Genomic DNA, 21,736 nt, shown 5'->3' on the forward strand with positions numbered 1-21,736 from the left:
AGCTGCTGTTGAAGCAGCTGCGTCACAAGGCGATGCTGGCATCTCTAAATTCGTTTCAGAAGAAATCGTTAAATCTGAACGTCCAGAATTAACTGCTGCACGCATCGTTGTTTCTGGTGGTCGTGGTGTGGGTTCAGGTGAAAACTATCACAAAATCCTGGATCCATTAGCGGATAAACTTGGCGCTGCGCAAGGTGCTTCACGTGCTGCAGTTGACGCTGGCTTTGTTCCTAACGACATGCAAGTGGGTCAAACGGGTAAAATCGTTGCGCCTGAGCTATACATCGCTGTAGGTATTTCTGGTGCGATTCAGCATTTGGCAGGTATGAAAGAGTCTAAAGTGATCGTTGCGATCAACAAAGATGAAGAAGCGCCAATCAATGCAGTTGCTGACTACTGGTTAGTGGGTGACTTGAACACTGTAGTTCCGGAATTGGTGTCTCATATTTAAAGATATTTGATGACTTAAATTAAAAAGCCAGTCTGTATAAACAGACTGGCTTTTTAATGGGTTACTATTAATTCAAGTGAGCTAAATAAATGTATATAGACTGAGGTAAGTCAAATCAAATCTTAGTCTAGAGTGATCTCAAAGGAATGACATCGCGGAATTAAAAAAAAGCCTTTTTAAAGCGCATTTAACGCATCTTCAATATTTTGAACCATGTAAATCAGACGTGGCCCAATTTCATTTTCAAGCTTTTCTTGATTGACCAAATAGCTTGGTGCGCCGCAGTTAAAGACCAGTAAACCATGAATTGGATGCACCATAGGTACAGCAACAGAATTGACTTCTTTGTGCCATTCACTCAAGGAAAGGCAATAACCATAGTTTCGATAATCGTGAAATGAACGTTCTAGCCCCCGCCTCATCATTGGCCATTCATCTTGATGGCGTTTTGATAAGGCTTCCATAATGAAATTGCGTTCGTTTTCAGGCAGTGCAGCCAAACACGCGCGGCCCATTGCAGTATTGTGTAAAGGGATTGTTGAACCAATCGGGCGACGCATGGTTAAATTTGACTCAGCTTGTACCACGTCTAAATACAGCATATTTAAACGGTCGCGCGTTGCCATCGCTACTGGTGCTTGAGCATATTTCGCCATTTCTTCCATATAAGGACGGGCATGTATACGCGCAGAGATATTTGATAAAGATGCATAGCCCAGTGCCAAAACACCTGTATCTAATGTGTATTTTGTTGAATTCGGTAATTGTTTTAAGTAACCAAGGGAAACCAGTGTATTGGTAATCCGTGCAATCGTAGGCTTTGGTAAGCCTGTTAATTGTGAGAGTTCTTGATTACCTAGAATTTGAGTGGTTGCGGTAAAACAGCGCAGAATTTCTAAGCCGCGTGCAAGAGATGCAATAAATTGGGGATTATTTTCACGATGGATATGTGAAATTGGATCAAGGCGAATTTCATCTAAATTTATTTTTTTTTCTAGTTGCTCAGGAGCAATCTCATCTTGATGATTCATAGTGTTCCATTCGTTAGTCAAACAATATATAACATATAATATCAACAAATTTCGCTATACAAAACTTTTTAAAGATTTGACTTGAAGATATCTGTATAGCGAACTTTATTATTTAGACCAATGCTTATTTTTAAAATGCATTTAATTCAGCTGGGTATTTTCAATAACCATGGCTAAACCTTGTCCAACCCCAATGCACAAGCTGATGACAGCATATTTTTTGCTGCGGCGTTTTAATTCACGCGCTGCAGTCAAGGCAAGACGTGCACCCGAGCAGCCCAATGGATGACCAATCGCAATTGCACCGCCATTTGGATTTACCCGCGGATCATCAAACTCGATATTTAAGCCTTTGAGGCAAGATAAAACTTGCGGTGCAAAGGCCTCATTAATTTCAATAATATCCATGTCGTCTAAGCTGAGATTGGCACGTTTTAAAGCTTTATTGATTGCTTCAATAGGGCCTGCACCCATGATGCGCGGTTCGATCCCGGAAGATGCAGAGGCTAAAATTTTAGCCAGAGGGCGAATACCGTATTTTTCTTCGATACTTTCATTACCAATCAGTAAAGCTGCGGCACCATCATTCACTCCAGAGGCATTTCCAGCAGTCACAACACCATCTTCAAATAAAGGTTTTAATTTTTGTAAAGCTTCAAAGTTAGACGTAGGGCGCGGGTGTTCATCTTCATCCACAATTTTTGGCGGAGCTTTACGGCCTTGCGGCACTTCAATTGCTAAAATTTCATCTTTAAAAAAGCCGTCTTGTTTGGCTTGTCCATATTTGGCCTGTGACGCTGCTGCAAAACGATCGGATTCTTCACGGCTAATGCCATAAGCTTCTGCAACATTGTCACCGGTTTCTGGCATAGAGTCGTTGCCATATAGTTTAGTTAAAATCGGATTCGGAAAACGAGAACCAATGGTGCTATCAAACATTTTTATGTCACGGCTGTAAGCAGATTCTGCCTTGGCTAGAACAAAGGGCGCGCGTGACATACTTTCAACACCGCCGGCAATATAAAGGTTGCCTTCACCGCAGTGTATGGCACGGGCTGCATCAACCACTGCGGCTAAACCGCTGGCGCATAAGCGATTGACCGTTTGAGCTGCAACACTGACCGGCAGCTCCGCCAGCAATAAAGCATGACGAGCCACATTTCTGCAATCTTCGCCGGCTTGGTTGGTATTTCCTAAAATCACTTCTTCGATATCAGCAGCATCTACGCCCGTTTTTTGCACTAAGGATTTAATGACCAGAGCAGCCAGATTGTCAGGACGGATACTGGCAAGACTGCCTGCATGGCGGCCAATTGGGGTACGTAAACCATCGTAAATATAAGCGTTCATACTATTCTTTCCTTGAAGTTTTAATTTAAAATTTATTGTTGATGCATCAGTGATAAATTTAGTTTGCAGCGGCGCTGTAACCATGGGCTCGGGCGATAGCGCGGATCTTGGCTAATGCTAGAGATGCGTTCCAGAATCCGTAATATTTTTTCTTTGCCAATCACATCGCCCCATTCAATTGGGCCAAATGGATAGCCAAGTCCAAGCTTCACCGCAGCATTAATATCTTCAACCGTCGCGATTTTCTGCTGCGCCATATCGCATGCCAAATTGACCACCATGGCAAGCACACGCTGCGAGATAAAACCAAGACTTTCATCAATCACAATGGTTTCGCAGTCTGGCTGGCTGAATAGATCCAGCGCAGCTTCAATCATTTTCGGTTTGGTAATGAGGCTTGGCATTAAAGTGCGGCAGTGTTCAAAATTGCCCAGCATATCAATGCAGACCACCTGTTCAGGATTGACCCCTAAACGCAGCGCACTGTATGTTGCGTCATCGCCATAATTGGCAATTAAAATCAAATCATCGGCATCTGGTTGGGTATTTGGATTAATCTGAATATTTTTTTGAGCTAAATATGCAGAGAGCTTTTCAAAATCATCTTTAAATTCAGTGCTGAGCCAAACTGTTTTTAGGCCATGACAATTTGCTGAATATTTTTGAACAATCGGAATCTCTTGTTTGACTTGATCAATATATTTGTAAAATCCTTCGCTTGTTTTACGCCCTAATTTTTTACCGATCAGCATTTGCTGTGTTAATACATTTGGGCGGTAACGCGGCTCTTGAAAATACTGGTTGTAAATCGACAGCATGACAGGGTGAGAAACGTCTAAGCCAGTGAGATCAAGCAGCTCAAATGGTCCCATTTTAAAACCCAATGATTTTTTCAAAATAAGGTCAATTGCAGGAATTGAAGCAATATTTTCACTTAAAATTTTAAGCGCTTCAGTGCCATAAGCACGGCCTGCGTGATTGATAATAAAGCCAGGAGTATCTTTAGTGCGTACAGGGTGATGTCCTATATTGCGGGCAAGTTCTGAGAGCTGTTCAATAATTTGTGCATCGGTATGTAAGCCTTGAATGATTTCAACCACTTTCATTAAAGGTACAGGATTGAAGAAGTGATAGCCAACTACCCGTTCTGGGTGCTGGCATTCAGCGGCAATTTCAGTAATGGACAGGGAGGAGGTATTTGACGCCAATATACATTGCGGACTGACAATGCTCTCAAGCTGTTTCATCAGCGTTTGCTTGATCTCTAATTTTTCAATGATTGCTTCAATAATCAAATCACAGGCATGCAGATCTTGAATATTTTCGACAATATGTAAGTTTGATAAAGCTTGTTCAAGTTCAGATTGAGAAATTTTATTTTTTTCGACCAATCGGCTGAATGTCGCATTTAATTTTTCATAAGCATTTTTCGCCGCATTTGGCTGTGCATCATATAAGTAAACAGGATGATTGGCTTGAACAGCAATTTGAACAATGCCAATTCCCATGATTCCTGCGCCGATCACTCCAATGTTTTTGATTCGTCTTTCCATGTTGACCTCAATAGCGTTTAATCAATGTTGCGCTGATGTTTATTATTTGCCTTGATAGCTTGGTTTGCGTTTTTCTAAAAATGCTGCCATGCCTTCTTTTTGATCTTCAGTACTGAAGAGCAATTGGAACGCTTTACGTTCAAAGGACAGCCCAGCATGCAAAGGCACATCTTCACTGAGTAAAACCGCCTCTTTAATTTGCTCTAGGGCAATTGAAGGAAGCTTGGCGATTTGCTGCGCCATTTTATAAGCGGTATTTAAGGTCTCAGTATCCTCTGTGACTTGAGAAACTAACCCCATGGCGAAGGCTTCATCTGCAGATATAAGGCAGCCCGTCATAATCATGCGCATAGCTTGAAATTTACCGACTGCGCGGACTAAACGCTGTGTGCCGCCCGCACCAGGCATAATGCCAACTTTAATTTCCGGCTGACCAAATTGTGCATTTTGACCTGCAATAATAATGTCGGCATGCATTGCCAGTTCACAGCCACCACCCAAAGCAAAACCATTGACTGCGGCAATAATCGGTTTTGGGCAATTGGCAATGGTTTGCCAGTAGCGTTCAGTTCGGCGTAAATACATGTCCATTGAACTTGCTTCAGCAAGTTCAGTTAAGTCAGCGCCTGCAGCAAAAACATCATCACCACCAGTTAAAATAATCACGCGGATATCATGATTTTCAACTTGCTGAGCAACAGCCTCAGCAAGCATTTTACGCACTTGTGTATTCAGTGCATTTTTAGCTTCAGGGCGGTTAATTTTTATTGTTGCTATTGCAGGAAGTGCATAATCAATTTGAACAACTGCATTTTGATTCATTTTTATAAAATTCCGTATAGCAAAATTAAATTTACAAAATAATTTAAGCCAAATTTGTTCATTGTTCAATCAAAATGACAATAAAAAATAAAATATCTAAAACAAAAGCAAATTTTTGTAATTATTTTTATAAATATACACAATTTTAATTGTCACCATAGGGAAATATTGATAATGTATTTCGCATAACGAAATTTAATGCCTATTTTGATAATTAAAGGAAGTCTCATCCTAAAAATGGACTAGGAGAAAAAATGATTCGTGACGAACAGATGTTAGAGCAGTTGCTATCGACGCTTCGTGATTTTGTGAAAACTGTATTAAGACCGCTAGAGCATGAAGTTGATGAAACAGATGCGATCCCTGAACATATTGTGCAGCAAATGCGTGAAATGGGGCTTTTTGGTTTAACGATTCCAGAAGAGTTTGGTGGCCTTGGTATTACCATGGAAGAAGAAGTCCGTGTAGCTTTTGAGCTTGGTCATACTTCTGCTGCATTTCGTTCTTTAATTGGGACAAATAACGGTATCGGTTCAAGCGGTATTTTGATCGACGGTACGGAAGAACAGAAACAGAAATACCTGCCGCGCTATGCAAGCGGTGAAATTATCGGTTCATTCTGCTTAACGGAACCAGATTCAGGTTCAGATGCCGCAGCATTAAAAACATCAGCTGTGAAAGATGGTGACTACTATGTGTTAAATGGAACAAAACGTTTTATCACCAATGCTCCGCGTGCGCAGACCTTTACTGTAATGGCTCGCACCAATCCTGAGATTAAAGGCGCAGCGGGCATTTCAGCCTTTCTGGTAGAAGCTGGTACCGCAGGTTTGTCACTGGGTAAAATTGATAAAAAAATGGGTCAAAAAGGCTCTTATACCTGTGATGTAATTTTTGATAATTGCCGCGTGCATAAGGATCAGCTGATTGGCGGTGTTGAAGGTGTGGGCTTTAAAACGGCGATGAAAGTCCTAGATAAAGGACGTTTGCATATTGCTGCCTATAGCGCTGGTATGGCGGAGCGAATGCTTGATGATGCTTTGAACTATGCCATTGAACGTAAGCAATTCGGCCAGCCGATTGCAAATTTCCAGCTCATTCAAGGTATGCTGGCTGACTCTAAAACTGAAATTTATGCAGCCAAATGCATGGTATTGGATGCTGCGCGCCGCCGTGATTTAGGTGAAAACATCAGTACGGAAGCATCTTGCTCGAAAATGTTTGCAACAGAAATGTGCGGCCGTGTTGCAGACCGCTGCTTACAGATTCATGGGGGTGCAGGTTATATCAGTGAGTATTCAATCGAACGCTTTTACCGTGATGTGCGTTTGTTCCGTTTATACGAAGGTACCACCCAGATTCAGCAGATTATTATTGCGCGTGACATGATCAAAGCAGCGACTGCATAACACGATAAATTGAGGAAAAACAAAATGAAAAATGCAAAGTTTAACTGGCAAGATCCGTTTTTATTAGAGCTTCAACTCACTGAAGAAGAGCGAATGATCCGTGATTCAGCACATGCCTATTCCCAAGAGCGCTTGCAGCCACGTGTACTGGAACAGTTCCGTCATGAACAAACCGATCCAAAAATTTTCCGTGAAATGGGGGAGCTTGGTTTACTAGGCCCGACCATTCCAGAGCAGTATGGCGGCGCAGGTTTAAACTACGTCAGTTATGGCTTGGTAGCGCGTGAGATTGAATATGTCGATTCGGGATACCGTTCTATGGCGAGTGTGCAAAGCTCACTGGTGATGGTGCCGATTAATGAATTTGGCTCAGAAGAGCAGAAACAGAAATACCTGCCGAAACTTGCAACAGGTGAATATATTGGTTGCTTCGGTTTAACCGAACCGGATCATGGCTCAGATCCTGGCAGTATGATTACCCGTGCAAAAAAAGTCGATGGCGGCTACCGTTTAACAGGTGCGAAAATGTGGATTACCAACAGTCCAATCGCCGATGTCTTTGTGGTTTGGGCCAAAGAAGTCTCTGCTGAGGGTAATGTTGGTGATATCCGCGGTTTTATTCTGGAGAAAGGCTGGGAAGGGTTGTCCGCTCCTGCAATTCACGGCAAGGTGGGTTTACGTGCATCCATCACGGGTGAAATTGTCATGGATAATGTGTTTGTCCCTGAAGAAAATGCCTTCCCTGAAATACGCGGATTGCGTGGTCCATTTACTTGTCTAAACAGTGCCCGTTATGGCATTGCATGGGGTGCCATGGGTGCCGCTGAATTCTGCTGGCATACCGCACACCAATACACTATGGATCGAAAGCAGTTCGGACGACCATTGGCAGCCAATCAGTTAATCCAAAAGAAACTTGCAGATATGCAGACTGAGATAGCCTTAGGTTTGCAAGCAGCACTACGTTTTGGACGTATGAAAGATGAAGGTGTTGCATCGGTAGAAGGCACCTCACTGATCAAGCGAAATAACTGTGGTAAGGCGCTTGATATTGCTCGTGTTGCTCGTGACATGATGGGGGGGAATGGTATTTCTGACGAATTTGGAGTGGCACGTCATCTTGTGAATCTTGAAGTGGTGAATACTTACGAAGGGACTCATGATGTGCATGCATTGATTCTCGGGCGAGCGCAAACGGGTATTCCAGCATTTTGTAATTGATCCGTAACGGTCACTTTTAAAAGAACACAGCAATCCACCGTTAAAATAAACAGTGGGCAGTTGAGCGTTATTTTAAAAATCTGTATTTTTTAAAGGCATTACCTTCGTTGTAATGCCTTTTTTATGCCAATAGACCAGCTTAAAGCTTTTTTATGATAAAAATATTAAATTTCACTATACGGAATATTTTAATATTTAAGTTTCATTTTTAAATTTATATGCAGAAATAAAGATGCTATTTTTTAAATTTAATGATTTAAAAATTAAACAATATCTAAATATGTAACAAAATATTTCTATTTTTGGTCTTTATTTTAAATAATAAATATAAATAACAATAAGATATGTTTTTTTAGATTAATTTAGAAAAATTTCGTATAGCAAAATATTATAATCAATAATTGAAATTAATTTTCTTTTTGTCTATGTTAGATTTATCGATTAGAAGATCATAATTCTGAATAACACGAAGAAAGGATACTGGTATGAAAGGCCTAAAGGATAAAGTCATTATTGTAACAGGCGGTGCTGGTGGTATCGGCAGTGCAACATGTAAACGCTTAGCACAGGAAGGCGCAAAAGTTGCGGTATTTGACATGAATATTGATGCTGCGCAAAAGGTAGTAACGGATATTCAAAATGCAGGCGGGAATGCACTCGCAGTGCAGTGCGACATTACCAATAAAGAAGTCGTTGATCAGGCGATTGTGCAAACAGAAGCTGAGCTTGGCCCAATCGATGGTCTCGTAAACAATGCAGGTTGGGATATCTTCAAACCATTCATTAAATCTGTTCCTGAAGAGTGGGAAAAACTGATTCAAATCAATTTAGTCGGCATGTTGAACATGCACCACGCTGTACTCCAAGGCATGGTTGAGCGTAATCAAGGACGTATCGTTAATATTGCATCAGACGCAGCGCGCGTGGGTTCATCAGGTGAAGCGGTATATGCCGCGTGTAAGGGTGGATTGCTTTCTTTCTCTAAAACTTTAGCGCGTGAGCATTCGCGCAATAACATTACGGTCAATGTAATTTGTCCAGGCCCAACAGATACAGCACTTTTAGCTGGCGTGACTGAAGGCGCATCGAATCCTGAAAAACTTCGTGAAGCATTTACACGCGCTATCCCGCTAGGCCGTTTAGGTCAGCCGGATGATCTGGCTTCATCTATCGCATTTTTCTTAAGTGATGACGCAAGCTTTATTACAGGACAAGTCCTGAGTGTCTCTGGTGGTTTAACCATGAATGGTTAAGTGACTTGCAACGCGCAGAGTTAAGTAATGAGCGATGGACTCTACTGAATTTGCAAGTCCTAAAAATATATGAAGTAAAAAGTTAAAAGTAGTTTTCAAGGAAAGGAAAAGATCATGAATTTTGAAGATATTTTATACGAAGTAAAAAATGGCGTGGCATGGATCACCATTAATCGCCCAGAAAAAATGAATGCTTTTCGTGGACAAACCTGTGACGAAATTATCCGCGCATTAAACAAAGCAGGCTACGACCGTGAAATCGGCGCAATTGTACTGACGGGTGCGGGTGAGAAAGCCTTCTGTACCGGAGGAGATCAATCTGCACATGACGGAAACTATGATGGTCGCGGTACGATTGGTTTGCCAATGGAAGAGCTGCATACCGCTATTCGCGATGTGCCTAAACCAGTGATTGCCCGTGTACAAGGCTATGCAATTGGCGGTGGTAACGTTTTAGCTACCATTTGTGATTTAACCATTTGTTCTGAAAATGCAATTTTCGGTCAAGTGGGTCCAAAAATGGGTTCAGTAGATCCGGGCTTTGGTACAGCGTATTTAGCGCGTGTGGTTGGTGAGAAGAAAGCACGTGAAATTTGGTATTTATGCCGCCGCTATAAAGGTCAAGAAGCTGTCGACATTGGTTTAGCCAATAAATGTGTACCTGCAGATCAATTAGACGCAGAAGTACAAGCTTGGGCAGAAGAAATTTGTGAACGTAGCCCAACGGCAATTGCCATTGCTAAACGCAGCTTCAACATGGATACCGCACATCAAGCAGGCATTGCAGGCATGGGCATGTACGCTTTGAAGCTTTATTACGATACAGAAGAGTCGCGTGAAGGTGTCAATGCGCTAAAAGAAAAACGCAAACCTGAATTCCGTAAATTTTTTAAGTAAGGAGAAACAAGCCATGAGTAAAAATCCTTACATCACTGAAGATTTAGAGTTCTTAGCAGAAACTGCTGAAAAATTTGCGCAAAAGTATATTGCTCCAGGTTTTTTAGAACGTGATCAAAGCCGAATTTTTGACCGTGATTTAGTCAAAAAAATGGGGGAAATGGGCTTCATCGCACCTGAATTGCCTGAACAATATGGCGGACAAGGCATGGGGCGATTGGCAGCTGGCGTGATTCATGAAGCCGTTGCAAAAGCCGATTTAAGCTTTTCTTATATCAATTTATTAGCATCACTGAATGGTCAAATTTTGGCGGAACATGGCGATCCAGAAGTAGTAGAGCCATGGCTGCGCAAGTTAACTGCTGGTGAAGCGATTTTTTCCATTGGATTAACCGAGCCGCGCGGCGGTTCAGATGCAGGCAGCCTGCGTCTTAAAATTGAACGTGATGGCGACGAATACGTGCTCAATGGTGAAAAGACCTCAATTTCTGCTGCCGACCAAGCTGATGCATCGGTCATTTTTGGACGTACGGGTACGATTGAATCAGGCGCACATGGCGTGACGGCCGTTTTAGTGCCGATGGATTTACCGGGCATCACCACGACCCGTTTCGATTGTCATGGTCAGCGTGCAATTGGCCGTGGTTCAATTTTCTTTGACAATGTGCGGGTTCCGGTTAATCACCGCTTAGGTGAAGAGAATAAGGGCTTCGTTCAAGTGATGCAGGGCTTTGACTTTTCCCGTGCATTGATTGGTTTGCAAGTACTGGCTGTAGCACGTGTGTCTTTGGATGAGGCTTGGCAATATGCTGCGCAGCGAGAAGCTTTTGGTAAACCATTGACAGCATTCCAAGGTGTTTCACATCCATTAGCGGACTATGAAACTCAAGTCGAGGCAGCCCGTTTATTATGTTTACAAACTTTATGGTTGAAAGATAATCACTTGCCGCATACCGCAGAAGCAGGCATGTGCAAATGGTGGGGTCCGAAATTGGCTTACGATGTTGTGCACCAATGCTTGCTAACTTTCGGTCATGCAGGTTATGACCGTGGTGTGATGGAACAGCGTATGCGTGATGTACTTGGTTTTCAAATTGGCGATGGCACTGCGCAAATTATGAAAACGATTATTGCCAGACATAAAGCGGGACGTAAGGCAGTGCCAGCGTAAACAAACGTGAAGCAGTTTTATATGTCTATTACCTGAATTTACTTTTGGGTAATAGGCACATATTGAAATGAAATAAGAAAAGCAGCTGTGCGCTGGCAATTAAGCGGTTTGAAATAAAACGGTTGGATAATTATAAATTGGAGTTATGGAATGGATTTCGATGCGGTTCTTTTACCCCCTCGCAGGGAAAAAATGATTCAAGAAGGCTACTGGCTGAATAAAACTATCCTGCAATCCTTAAATGAAGCAGTGCACCAGTATCCGGATAAAATTGGCTTAGTGAGCTATAAGACAGAAGATCAGTCGGAAACCAGCTTTACTTACCGTGAAATGCTGCATACAGCAAATCGAATGGCTTTGGGTTTAAAGCGTCTGGGGGTGCAAAAACAAGATATCGTTTCTTGCCAATTGCCCAACTGGTGGGAATTCACATTGCTTTATATTGCTTGTCGACGCATTGGTGCAGTGTTGAATCCACTCATGCCGATTTTCAGAGAACGCGAACTTTCTTTTATGTTAAAACATACGGAAAGTAAAGTTTTTGTCGTACCGAAAATCTTCCGTAAATTTGACTATGAAAAACAGGCGAATCAGCTTAAAAGCAACATTCCAAGTATTGAGCATGTTGTTGTCATCGGCGGTGAGGGAGAAAACAGTTTTGAAAAATTGTTGCTTAATCATGGCTTAGACAGTGATCCGCAGATTCTAAACACATTGAATGATGTCACTATTACGGCAGATGATATTGCACAGCTGGTCTTTACCTCGGGAACCACGGGTGAACCCAAAGGTGTAATGCATACCGCAAATACCTTATTTTCCAATATTGTACCTTATGCTAAACGCCTGCATTTAAATAAAGATGATGTGATCTTCATGGGTTCGCCAATGGCACATCAAACGGGCTTTATGTATGGCCTAATTATGCCTGTATTGCTCAAAGCCAAAGCTGTATTGCAAGATGTATGGGACGTTAATACCGCAATTGATCTGATTCATAAGCATCAAGTGTCATTTACCATGGCATCTACACCATTTTTAAATGATTTATCTGAGGCTGTTTTGGATAGCCATCAATCCTTAGATAGTTTGAAATTATTCTTGTGTGCAGGTGCGCCAATTCCAAGTACTTTGGTGCAAAAAGCGCGTCAGAATATGGGGGTTAAAGTGATTTCGGCCTGGGGAATGACCGAGTGCGGCGCAGTGACCATGACGCGCCCTGAAGATGATGACGAGCGTTCATTTAATACCGATGGACTGCCATTGCCTGGTGTTGAAGTGAAAATTGTCGGTGATGATGGTAAAACTTTATCCCCGATGCAATCGGGCACACTGATGATCCGTTGCTGTTCGAATTTTGGCGGATATTTAAAACGTCCACAATTAAATGAAACTGATGCCGAAGATTGGTTTGATACTGGGGATATCGCTTATCAAGATGAACAAGGCTATATCCGCATTGCGGGACGTAAAAAAGATGTGATTATCCGTGGCGGGGAGAATATTCCAGTTGCAGAAATTGAATCTCTTATTTACCTACATCCTGAGATTGCGACAGTCGCTTTAGTACCGTATCCAGATGAGCGTATGGGGGAAAAAGCCTGTGCAGTAGTCAAACTGAAAAATCCAGAACATGAGCTGACGCTGCCATCACTATTGGAATTTTTGAAAACGCATCAACTGGCTAATCAATATTTACCAGAACGGCTAGAAATTTGGGATGAACTTCCAATGACGCCATCGGGCAAAATTCAAAAATTCAAAATTCGTGAATTATTAAAGAATTAACAAATACAGAGACGTATTTTACCAACCAAAATCTGAACAAATCTATTCGATAAATATTATTTTTTATATTTATCAATAGTTTTTTTCGGTCTGTAAAAAATGTGAGTATCCAAAATTAAACATTTGGGGAATAAAAGGACTTTAACAATGAAAAAAAATGTACAGCTTTTTGCTAAAAGCACTCTGACCTTATCCATATTGGTTTTTACGTCATTGGCTCATGCAAAGGTCAGTTTGGAACAGCAAGTTACACAATTGCAGCAGCAAGTCCAAGCCCTGCAGGAATTGGTGCAACAACAGCAAAAAGCCAATGATCAAAAGTTCAATGAACAGAAAATGGCAGCTGCACCTGTATGGGTTGAAAGTGCTGCACCACAAAAATCACCAGCACCTATTTTAAAGCATACGACAAAGGGCGGTGCTGAATTTGAACTATACGGCAATGTGCGCGCGGACATGAGTTATCAAATGAAAGGTCCAAGCACCATGTATAACTTAATCAGTGCTGTACCGCTGGAAGGAACAGAGACTGAACGCAAAAACTCAGATAAATTTCAAAGTACTTTAAATGCCACACGTTTTGGTTTTAATTTTAAAACACCTCAACTTGGCGATCACGCAGTTGGCGGTAAGGTAGAAATGGACTTTTTTGGCGGAGCTGGGCGTGATACTTTCCGTATTCGTCATGCCTATATGACTTATGATCAATGGCTCTTGGGTCAAACATGGTCTAACTTTAATGCTGTAGAATATTTCCCTGAAACGGTAGATGCATCACTTTCTGTCGGTGGGTCATTAACCCGTGTTCCGCAAATCAAATATTCAGTTCCTGTGAACCCTCATCTGAATTTGGCATTTAGTTTGGAAGATTCGAAAGCTGAAACGGTGACACGTACAGGTACGCAGAATTTTACAACAGATCCCGATGCGAAATTAAAATTGCCATCAGCAACTGGGCGTGTGAATTATAAATTTGATAATGGTTTGGCGCTTTCTGGACGTGCTTTCATTACACAAAAAGCAACCAATCATGAAGGCAATGATGATTTCTTAGCATGGGGTATGGCATTAGGCGGAAAATATCAGGCTGCGGAAAATACCTTAATTCGTTTCGACTACAACCACATTAAAGGAGATACCAAAAACTTACTTTGGTCTAATATGGCCTATGTCTTTGATGAAAATAATAAAATGCGTGCCAATCAGTTTGATGCGATTAGCGTCGGTTTAACGCAAAAAATCACGCCTAAAATCCGCTCAACATTAGGCTTTGGCTATATGAAAGCAGATGATAATAATGCCTTTTCACAGCTGGTGCATAATGATGAAACCCAAAATTCCGAGCTGAAAGAAGGCTGGATCAATTTATTTTACAATCCAGTGAAACCAGTGAATTTTGGTCTGGAGTATATGTATGGTGAGCGTAAAACATTTAATGATAAAAAGGGTATCGATAATCGACTGAATTTCACGGCAATTTATGATTTTTAATTCATCATACCGTTCATTTGATTATCCATCTTGTTATACATTTTATGCGCTTAAAGCTTAAATAGGGTTTATAGCAGGGTGGATATTTAAATGAGTTGAAACGATTCAATAGTCAATAATAAATCCTATCAAATATATCGCGGTTTATTCCTTATGAATTTAGCTAAACAGCAAAGACACTTGATGAATATCCATAATATTCTGGAGGCTGCAGAACAGATCATTATTGAAAGTGAACATGAGCTGGTAGTTTTAGACCTGGCAAAACAAGTAGATCTGGCAAAAGGGACGGTATATAAATACTTTAAAAGTAAAAACCAGTTATATCTTGAAATATTAATAAAAAACGAAAAACGTCTGCTCGAAATTTCCATACAACACGATGGAAATATTCATAAGTTTTTATCTACGTATATGAAATACCATTTGTATGCGTCGCTTCGTACAATTAAATTTCATCATTTAGAAGAAAAAATTACCAATAAGGAAAAAAACCTCAATGCCTTGTTTCAAGAGCTATATGCGATACGGGAAAAAAGAATTGTTGAAATGAAAGACATTACAGCGGAGCATTTAAAACGGGTGGGAAGTGGATTTTCTGTGCGTGATTATTTTTCTTATATTTGGAGTATTACCTATGGGGCTGCTCTGCTGATCAGTTCAAACAATTGTAAACTATCAGTGCTGAATAAAGAGAAATTGATCAACTTTTACATTGACCAAGTCATGAATATTTAAGGTTGGAATCTAGAGATTATCTTTGGGCAAGCAGCTAGTAGGTGCTTTGATATTTGAGTAAGCTTGTTAGATATGTTTTTAATCCTAATCCTTTAACTGATTCATCCCAGAAAATGACATAAGGTTTTTTATCAGGGCATGTACATTGGTTTAAGCGATTGGTTGTAAATTTAAATGTTGTAGTTGTCATAAAAAAGGTAGTAGATAGAATCAATTTTAAGATTTTATTATCAACTCAAAATAGATTAGATTTTTATAATTCTATCTATATATCATTAAATTAAAGCAATAGAACAACGCTAATGAACGCTGATAAATATATTGAAGCAAGAACTCATAATTCTATGCCTTCGACCACATAGCATCGATTAATCTTTTATGGCGAGAGATATTCAGTCTTTTGAATACATTAAACAAGCCAGTTCCATAAAAATGCCTATTCTGATGAATCTGAATAGAACCTATGCATTATCATCAAAACGACATACTGATTAGTGCTTCTTTCTAACCTGTAATGCCCCCTATTGGAGTAATTTTAATAGTGCTTCTGCTGTCGCAGCAGAAGAAGCCGGGTTTTGTCCGGTAATCAGTAAGCCGTCTTGCTGTACATGCACCTGCCAGTCTTCAGCTTTAGAATACTGTCCTCCATTTTCCCGGAGCATGTCTTCGACCAGAAAGGGAACAATTTCGGTCAGGCCCACAGCATTTTCTTCCGTATTGCTAAAGCCTGTGACTGATTTGCCTTTTACAATAGGCTGGTCATCAGTGCTTTTTGCATAACGGAGTACGCCGGGTGCATGACACACCAAGGCCAGCGGTTTATTGGCTTGCAGGGTTTGCTCAATCAGGGAAATCGAGGTCTGATCTTCGGCCAGATCCCATAATGGACCATGACCACCCGGATAAAATATCGCATCAAAATCGGCAATAGAGATTTCACTTAGTTTCCGGGTATTCGCCAAGGCTTGCATGGCCGATGTATCCGCTTCAAAACGCCGGGTGGTTTCAGTTTGTGCATCCGCTTCGCTGCTTTTCGGATCTAGCGGTGGCTGCCCGCCTTTCGGAGAGGCCAAGGTGACTTCTGCACCGGCATCCACAAAGGTGTAGTAAGGCGCAGCCAGTTCTTCCAGCCAGAAGCCGGTTTTCTTAGTGGTCTTACCAAGCGTGTCATGTGAAGTCAAAACCATCAGAATGTTCATATTATTTTCCTGTCTTTCTTTAACGTTTATACGCATCATCGCAAGTTAATTTAGCAATTCGCTGGCATGTAGATTGTTGTGATCCGTTCATTTGCTGTATCGAGATGTTGTTATTGAAATTGATTCAAGCTGTGATTTATCAGCCCATTAATAGTCCTTGCTGAACATCGGCCTGTTTACGCAAAAAATCCCACACTAACTTAATTCTGGGCTCATGTTGTAAATCGACCAGAGTCAGCATCCAGAAAGTATGGGTAAAACTCAGCTGATCGCCCAGAACTTCTTCCAGTTCGCTTTTATCATGCACCAGAAATCGTGGCAAAATCGCCAGTCCGGCACCTGCACGCACTGCAATCTCCTGCGCCAGAATGCTGTTACTGCGAAAGCAGGCGCTGACCTGCAAGGGTAAACGTTCCAGCGAATACAGCGCAGCGCTATAAACCAGATCATCAATATAATCGACAAAGCGGTGCTGCTTGAGGTCTTCCAGTTTTTTAATTTTCGGATTTTTCTGTAAATAATGCTGACTGCCATACAGCTTTAGACAGTAATTCGACAGCCGGGTAATGATATACGGTCCGGATTTGGGCCGGTCGATGGAAATGACAATGTCGGCTTCACGATGCGAGAGTTTAATGGTTTTCGGCACTGGAATCAGGTCAATGGTCAGCAACGGATAATGCTGGGAAAACTCTGCCAAAAGACCGGCCAGAAATGCCGTGCCGAATCCTTCCGGCGCTCCGATACGGACTCGACCTTGCAAGGGGTCATGCCGCTTGTCAATCTGGATAAAGGACTGTTCCATCTGTTCTACACGCGGTACCAGCGCCAAACCTTCCGAGGTCAGCTCATAACCGCTGGCTTCGCGTTTAAACAGTTGCGTACCCAAGGTACTTTCCAGCGCCTGAATGCGCCGTGCCACGGTACTGTGTTCGACCCCAATCAAGCGGGCTGCATTGGTGAGCGTTTTAGCACGTGCCAAAACCAAAAAAAAGCGTAAATGATCCCAATCTACTTTCATCTTCTATTTAACATCCTGTTAAATTCCTGTGCATATTTGCACAACCATCGTGCATCAATTTCTATTGGTGGTCAAAGTGTTCTTTGTTAGTCTGCTGAAACAGCGTAAAAAATACGTTAAAAAAGCCAGTAAAGGCAGAGACAACGACAATAACAAACCAGCACGGAGCGACCATGAACGCTATTCATCATCCACAGCAAAGTACCGGATTCACCACGGCCAAATTATTGATTAATGGTGAATTTGTCGATTCAAAAACCAGCCATTGGCAAGATATTGTCAATCCTGCGACTCAGGAAATCTTGGGTCAGGTGCCTTTTGCCACGACTGAAGAAGTCAATGCTGCGATTGCAGCTGCACAAAATGCCTTGGCCAGCTGGCGCCAGACCCCCATTCAGGCCCGTATGCGCATTATGCTGAAACTACAGGACCTGATCCGTAATAATTTAAAAAGCATTGCCCAGGTCTTGACTGCTGAACAGGGCAAAACCCTGGCCGATGCCGAGGGTGATATCCAGCGCGGTCTGGAAGTGGTCGAGCATGCCTGTTCTATCGGTACTCTGCAAATGGGGGAGTATGTGGAAGGCGTGGCACGCGGTGTCGATACCTACACCTTGCAGCAGCCGCTGGGGGTCTGTGCGGGGATTACCCCGTTTAACTTCCCGGCGATGATTCCCCTGTGGATGTTCCCGATGGCCATTGTCTGCGGCAATACCTTTGTCTTAAAGCCTTCGGAACAAGACCCCCTGTCGACCATGATGCTGGTGGAGCTGGCGATTCAGGCGGGTGTACCGGCGGGTGTACTGAATGTGGTCCATGGTGGCAAAGAAGTAGTCGATCTGCTGTGTACCCATCGTGACATCAAAGCCATTTCTTTTGTCGGTTCAACCGCAGTCGGTACGCATGTGTATAACCTTGCAGGCCAGCATGGCAAGCGTGTGCAGTCGATGATGGGTGCCAAAAACCATGTGGTGGTGATGCCGGATGCCAATAAAGAACAGACCTTGAATGCGTTGGTGGGAGCAGCTTTTGGCGCGGCGGGTCAGCGTTGTATGGCTCTTTCAGTGGCAGTGATGGTCGGTGAAACCAAACACTGGGTCGATGAACTGGTGAATAAAACCAAAACCTTAAAGGTCAATGCCGGACATGAACCCAATACCGATGTTGGACCGGTGATTTCAACCCGTGCCAAGGCACGCGTATTGGACCTGATTAACAGCGGGGTTGAACAGGGCGCCGAACTGCTGCTGGATGGGCGTGATGTGCAGGTTCCAGGCTATGAACAAGGTAATTTTGTCGGTCCCACGATTTTTAACCATGTTACGACCGAGATGCGCATTTATAAGGAAGAAGTGTTTGGCCCGGTACTGGCGATCATGCATGTCGACACTTTAGAGCAAGCAATTGAGCTGATTAATGCCAATCCGTTCGGTAATGGCGTTGGACTGTTTACCCAGAATGGCAATACGGCGCGTACATTCCAAAACCAGATTGATATCGGTCAGGTCGGTATTAACATTCCAATTCCGGTACCTGTACCTTTCTTCAGCTTTACCGGATCACGCGGTTCAAAACTCGGCGATTTAGGTCCTTATGGCAAACAGGCAGTGCAGTTCTATACCCAGACCAAAACCATTACCAGCCGCTGGTTTGAAGATGATCAGGAAACTACTGGTGTGAATACCACCATCAGTCTGCGTTAAGGAGTATCAGCATGAAGATTGCATTTATTGGTCTAGGCAATATGGGCGGCTCGATGGCGCAGAATCTGCTCAAGTCAGGACACCAAGTGTTTGGTTACGACCTCAGTGAAACAGCACTACAGCATTTTGCATCAGCCGGTGGCATCGTCTGTGACAGTCCACAAGCCGCTGCCAAGCAGGCAGAGGTTGTGGTCAGTATGTTGCCCGCAGCCAAGCATGTTCGTGACGTCTATCTCGGTGAACACGGTATTTTGAACGTACTTCAAGCGGGCAGCCTGTGTATTGACAGTAGCACCATTGACCCGCAAACCATTCAAGAGATTGCCGCAGCAGCGCAGGCCAAACAGGTTCGCGTCTGTGATGCACCGGTATCCGGTGGAACTTTAGGGGCCAAAGACGGCACTTTAACCTTTATGGTCGGTGCCGATGATGCCACCTTTGAAGCGGTTAAACCGGTTCTCAGCTGCATGGGTAAAAATCTGGTGCATTGTGGCGCTGTGGGAACAGGACAGGTGGCCAAAATCTGTAATAACCTGATTCTGGGTATTTCCATGACTGCTGTGGCAGAAGGAATGGCGCTCGGGGCCAAACTGGGGATTGATCCACAGGCGCTGGCTGGCGTGATCAACAGCTCTACCGGACGTTGCTGGAGTTCTGAAATCTATAATCCCTGGCCAGATATCTGTGCCAATGCACCGTCTTCACGGGGGTATACCGACGGTTTTGCCGCGCAACTGATGCTGAAAGATCTGGGTCTGGCGGTTGATGCAGCGCAACAGGCCGAGCAGCCGGTAGTTCTGGGCAGCATGGTACAAAAACTCTACCAACAGCTGTGTCAGGACGGTCATGCCCATCTGGATTTCTCCAGCATCATGCATCAATACACCACAACACCTGCTTAAAAAATTAATGATCCAATGGAGCAAGGATTCGCTTCATCAACAATACCTTGTCAGTAATAACGATAAATTCAGGCTGAGGTTGAACATGTTAGATTATCAAAAAACGGTTGAAAATTTTGATTTAGATGCGGTGGCAAAGCAGTATTTGTCCGGTTCGATGCAGGCAGTGAATGCCTGTTATGAATGTTGTGACCGGCATGCCGATTCCGATGCGATTGCCTTGTACTGGTATGGCAAAGATGGCCGCAAAGAACAATACAGCTTTCGCGAGCTGAAGAAATATTCCAGTCAGTTTGCCAACTTTTTAAAGTCACAGGGCATTGGTAAAGGCGACCGCGTTTCCGGCTTATTGCCGCGCACCCCAGAGCTGATCATTACCATTTTAGCAACCTGGCGCATTGGTGCAGTGTATCAGCCTTTATTTACCGCCTTTGGCCCTAAAGCTATTGAGCATCGTATTCAGCTGGCGCAAAGCAAGCTGGTGGTGACTGATCTGGCCAATCGGGAAAAATTATCCGAGATCAGCAACTGTCCCCCGATTGTGACGGTACAGGCTGAACTTCAGGCCGAAGTCTATCCGCAGGATCTCAGCTTCTGGAGGGTGCTGAACCGGCAAGCGAAAAACTGTGAACTGGAAATGCTCGGTATCGATGAGCCATTTTTACTGATGTTTACCTCGGGCACCACCGGGCCAGCCAAACCGTTAAAAGTTCCGCTGAAAGCGCTGATTGCTTTTGCCGGCTATATGCACAATGCCATCGGTCTCACCGAGGACGACGCCTTCTGGAATATTGCCGATCCGGGCTGGGCTTATGGTTTGTACTATGCGATTACCGGACCCTTACTGCTTGGACACGCGACCCTGTTTTATGAAGGCGGTTTTAATGCCGAAAGTGTCTGCGAAATCGTCAAGGAATATGGCATCACCAATCTGGCTGGTGCACCGACCGCTTACCGCATGATGATGGCAGCAGACCCTGAACAGATGGCCCAGCTGCGCGGCAAGTTGCGCGTGGTCAGTAGTGCCGGAGAGCCGTTAAATCCTGAAGTGATCCGCTGGTTTAAAGATGTGCTGGATGTGCCGATTTATGACCATTATGGCCAGACCGAAGTCGGGATGGTGGTCTGTAACCATCATGCACTGGAACATCCGGTGCGTTCAGGTTCGGCAGGCTTTGCCAGCCCGGGTTACCGGATTGCAGTTGTCGATGAGCAGGGCCATGAATTAGCGGCTGATGTTCCGGGCATTCTGGTGGTGGATATCAGCCAGTCGCCGATGATGTGGTTTTCGGGCTATGAAGAAAGCCGCAAGTCACCTTTTGTCGGTCATTACTATTTAACCGGAGATACCGCCGAAATTCATGCTGATGGCAGTATGAGTTTTGTCGGACGCAGTGATGATGTCATTACCACTTCAGGTTATCGGGTCGGTCCGTTTGATGTGGAAAGTGCCTTGCTGGAGCATGACGCGGTGATCGAAGCGGCGGTGATAGGTGTACCCGATCCAGAGCGGACCGAAATCATTAAAGCCTTTGTGATTCTGGCCAGCCATTCTCCTGCAACTGCCGAGCTGCAACAGGAACTGGGACAGTTTGTGAAAAAGCGCTTGTCAGCCCATGCCTATCCGCGTCTGATTGAATTTGTGACTGAACTTCCGAAAACCCCGAGTGGCAAGATTCAGCGCTTTTTACTGCGCAATCAGGAAATCAACAAGCAGCAGGCCAAGACAGCATAAG

19 protein-coding genes are annotated in these 21,736 nt (G+C 43.4%); 13 read left to right on the top strand and 6 right to left on the bottom strand.

What is annotated here, in order from left to right; genetic code table 11:
• Nucleotides 1-451 (top strand): FAD-binding protein (locus WAE57_RS14110; RefSeq protein ID WP_337711067.1); only part of this gene is annotated, 451 nt, incomplete at its 5' end.
• Nucleotides 452-627: 176 nt separating this feature from the next.
• Here the strand turns inward: WAE57_RS14110 and WAE57_RS14115 are convergent.
• From WAE57_RS14115 to WAE57_RS14130, 4 genes are all read right to left on the bottom strand, one after another.
• Nucleotides 628-1,482: an IclR family transcriptional regulator gene (locus tag WAE57_RS14115; RefSeq protein WP_337711068.1), complete on the bottom strand. Its 855-nt coding sequence runs from the start codon at nt 1,480-1,482 to the stop codon at nt 628-630.
• A gap of 141 nt (nt 1,483-1,623) precedes the next feature.
• Nucleotides 1,624-2,832: a 3-oxoadipyl-CoA thiolase gene (locus tag WAE57_RS14120; RefSeq protein WP_337711069.1), complete on the bottom strand. Its 1,209-nt coding sequence runs from the start codon at nt 2,830-2,832 to the stop codon at nt 1,624-1,626.
• Between the two features lie 32 nt (nt 2,833-2,864).
• Entirely contained in the window at nt 2,865-4,385 is a 1,521-nt protein-coding gene (locus tag WAE57_RS14125; RefSeq protein ID WP_337711070.1) for a 3-hydroxyacyl-CoA dehydrogenase, read from the bottom strand.
• A 42-nt stretch (nt 4,386-4,427) separates the two neighbouring features.
• The gene (locus WAE57_RS14130) at nt 4,428-5,207 is read right to left on the bottom strand and encodes an enoyl-CoA hydratase (protein WP_337711071.1); all 780 of its coding nucleotides are present in this window, start codon (nt 5,205-5,207) and stop codon (nt 4,428-4,430) included.
• Between the two features lie 254 nt (nt 5,208-5,461).
• On the opposite strand from WAE57_RS14130, the gene WAE57_RS14135 reads away from it, so the two are divergent.
• The 8 genes from WAE57_RS14135 (at nt 5,462) to WAE57_RS14170 (ending at nt 15,175) form a co-directional block, all read left to right on the top strand.
• A complete protein-coding gene (locus WAE57_RS14135; RefSeq protein WP_337711072.1) occupies nt 5,462-6,616 on the top strand; it encodes an acyl-CoA dehydrogenase family protein in 1,155 nt (384 codons plus the stop codon).
• Nucleotides 6,617-6,640: 24 nt separating this feature from the next.
• Nucleotides 6,641-7,837 (top strand): acyl-CoA dehydrogenase, encoded by a 1,197-nt coding sequence (locus WAE57_RS14140; protein WP_337711073.1) that lies wholly within the window; start codon nt 6,641-6,643, stop codon nt 7,835-7,837.
• A gap of 485 nt (nt 7,838-8,322) precedes the next feature.
• Nucleotides 8,323-9,090 (top strand): 2-hydroxycyclohexanecarboxyl-CoA dehydrogenase, encoded by a 768-nt coding sequence (badH, locus tag WAE57_RS14145; RefSeq protein WP_337711074.1) that lies wholly within the window; start codon nt 8,323-8,325, stop codon nt 9,088-9,090.
• A 114-nt stretch (nt 9,091-9,204) separates the two neighbouring features.
• The gene (gene badI / locus WAE57_RS14150) at nt 9,205-9,987 is read left to right on the top strand and encodes a 2-ketocyclohexanecarboxyl-CoA hydrolase (RefSeq protein ID WP_337711075.1); all 783 of its coding nucleotides are present in this window, start codon (nt 9,205-9,207) and stop codon (nt 9,985-9,987) included.
• A 13-nt stretch (nt 9,988-10,000) separates the two neighbouring features.
• Nucleotides 10,001-11,158: a cyclohexanecarboxyl-CoA dehydrogenase gene (gene aliB / locus WAE57_RS14155; protein WP_086176642.1), complete on the top strand. Its 1,158-nt coding sequence runs from the start codon at nt 10,001-10,003 to the stop codon at nt 11,156-11,158.
• A gap of 150 nt (nt 11,159-11,308) precedes the next feature.
• Nucleotides 11,309-12,946 (top strand): cyclohexanecarboxylate-CoA ligase, encoded by a 1,638-nt coding sequence (gene aliA / locus WAE57_RS14160; protein WP_337711076.1) that lies wholly within the window; start codon nt 11,309-11,311, stop codon nt 12,944-12,946.
• Between the two features lie 147 nt (nt 12,947-13,093).
• Nucleotides 13,094-14,437 (top strand): DcaP family trimeric outer membrane transporter, encoded by a 1,344-nt coding sequence (locus WAE57_RS14165; RefSeq protein ID WP_337711077.1) that lies wholly within the window; start codon nt 13,094-13,096, stop codon nt 14,435-14,437.
• Nucleotides 14,438-14,590: 153 nt separating this feature from the next.
• Nucleotides 14,591-15,175, top strand: coding sequence for a helix-turn-helix domain-containing protein (locus WAE57_RS14170; protein ID WP_337711078.1), 585 nt, complete (start codon nt 14,591-14,593; stop codon nt 15,173-15,175).
• Nucleotides 15,176-15,696: 521 nt separating this feature from the next.
• Here the strand turns inward: WAE57_RS14170 and WAE57_RS14175 are convergent.
• The gene (locus tag WAE57_RS14175) at nt 15,697-16,374 is read right to left on the bottom strand and encodes a type 1 glutamine amidotransferase domain-containing protein (RefSeq protein ID WP_337711079.1); all 678 of its coding nucleotides are present in this window, start codon (nt 16,372-16,374) and stop codon (nt 15,697-15,699) included.
• 139 nt (nt 16,375-16,513) lie between these two features.
• Nucleotides 16,514-17,395, bottom strand: a complete 882-nt coding sequence (locus WAE57_RS14180; protein WP_086176824.1) for a LysR family transcriptional regulator — start codon at nt 17,393-17,395, stop codon at nt 16,514-16,516.
• Between the two features lie 49 nt (nt 17,396-17,444).
• Between WAE57_RS14180 and WAE57_RS14185 the strand changes: the two genes are divergently transcribed.
• The 4 genes from WAE57_RS14185 to WAE57_RS14200 all read left to right on the top strand — a co-directional run bounded on the left by WAE57_RS14185 (nt 17,445) and on the right by WAE57_RS14200 (nt 21,735).
• A complete protein-coding gene (locus tag WAE57_RS14185) occupies nt 17,445-17,630 on the top strand; it encodes a hypothetical protein (RefSeq protein WP_166171712.1) in 186 nt (61 codons plus the stop codon).
• Nucleotides 17,569-19,098, top strand: a complete 1,530-nt coding sequence (locus WAE57_RS14190) for a CoA-acylating methylmalonate-semialdehyde dehydrogenase (protein WP_337711080.1) — start codon at nt 17,569-17,571, stop codon at nt 19,096-19,098. Before WAE57_RS14185 ends, WAE57_RS14190 begins: the two co-directional genes overlap by 62 nt.
• 11 nt (nt 19,099-19,109) lie before the next feature.
• Nucleotides 19,110-20,000, top strand: coding sequence for a 3-hydroxyisobutyrate dehydrogenase (mmsB, locus tag WAE57_RS14195; RefSeq protein ID WP_337711081.1), 891 nt, complete (start codon nt 19,110-19,112; stop codon nt 19,998-20,000).
• An 85-nt stretch (nt 20,001-20,085) separates the two neighbouring features.
• Nucleotides 20,086-21,735: an AMP-binding protein gene (locus tag WAE57_RS14200; protein ID WP_337711082.1), complete on the top strand. Its 1,650-nt coding sequence runs from the start codon at nt 20,086-20,088 to the stop codon at nt 21,733-21,735.
• Nucleotide 21,736: the final 1 nt, after the last annotated feature.

Source organism: Acinetobacter sp. NS-4 (assembly GCF_037402435.1).
Lineage (GTDB): Bacteria > Pseudomonadota > Gammaproteobacteria > Pseudomonadales > Moraxellaceae > Acinetobacter.

Coding starts and splice junctions, on each gene's coding strand:
- WAE57_RS14120 (WP_337711069.1), bottom strand. CDS start 2,832: ATGAACGCTTATATTTACGATGGTTTACGTACCCCAATTGGCCGCCAT.
- WAE57_RS14165 (WP_337711077.1), top strand. CDS start 13,094: ATGAAAAAAAATGTACAGCTTTTTGCTAAAAGCACTCTGACCTTATCC.
- WAE57_RS14140 (WP_337711073.1), top strand. CDS start 6,641: ATGAAAAATGCAAAGTTTAACTGGCAAGATCCGTTTTTATTAGAGCTT.
- WAE57_RS14135 (WP_337711072.1), top strand. CDS start 5,462: ATGATTCGTGACGAACAGATGTTAGAGCAGTTGCTATCGACGCTTCGT.
- aliB (WP_086176642.1), top strand. CDS start 10,001: ATGAGTAAAAATCCTTACATCACTGAAGATTTAGAGTTCTTAGCAGAA.
- WAE57_RS14175 (WP_337711079.1), bottom strand. CDS start 16,374: ATGAACATTCTGATGGTTTTGACTTCACATGACACGCTTGGTAAGACC.
- WAE57_RS14125 (WP_337711070.1), bottom strand. CDS start 4,385: ATGGAAAGACGAATCAAAAACATTGGAGTGATCGGCGCAGGAATCATG.
- aliA (WP_337711076.1), top strand. CDS start 11,309: ATGGATTTCGATGCGGTTCTTTTACCCCCTCGCAGGGAAAAAATGATT.
- badI (WP_337711075.1), top strand. CDS start 9,205: ATGAATTTTGAAGATATTTTATACGAAGTAAAAAATGGCGTGGCATGG.
- badH (WP_337711074.1), top strand. CDS start 8,323: ATGAAAGGCCTAAAGGATAAAGTCATTATTGTAACAGGCGGTGCTGGT.
- WAE57_RS14170 (WP_337711078.1), top strand. CDS start 14,591: ATGAATTTAGCTAAACAGCAAAGACACTTGATGAATATCCATAATATT.
- WAE57_RS14180 (WP_086176824.1), bottom strand. CDS start 17,395: ATGAAAGTAGATTGGGATCATTTACGCTTTTTTTTGGTTTTGGCACGT.
- WAE57_RS14130 (WP_337711071.1), bottom strand. CDS start 5,207: ATGAATCAAAATGCAGTTGTTCAAATTGATTATGCACTTCCTGCAATA.
- WAE57_RS14200 (WP_337711082.1), top strand. CDS start 20,086: ATGTTAGATTATCAAAAAACGGTTGAAAATTTTGATTTAGATGCGGTG.
- WAE57_RS14115 (WP_337711068.1), bottom strand. CDS start 1,482: ATGAATCATCAAGATGAGATTGCTCCTGAGCAACTAGAAAAAAAAATA.
- mmsB (WP_337711081.1), top strand. CDS start 19,110: ATGAAGATTGCATTTATTGGTCTAGGCAATATGGGCGGCTCGATGGCG.
- WAE57_RS14190 (WP_337711080.1), top strand. CDS start 17,569: ATGAACGCTATTCATCATCCACAGCAAAGTACCGGATTCACCACGGCC.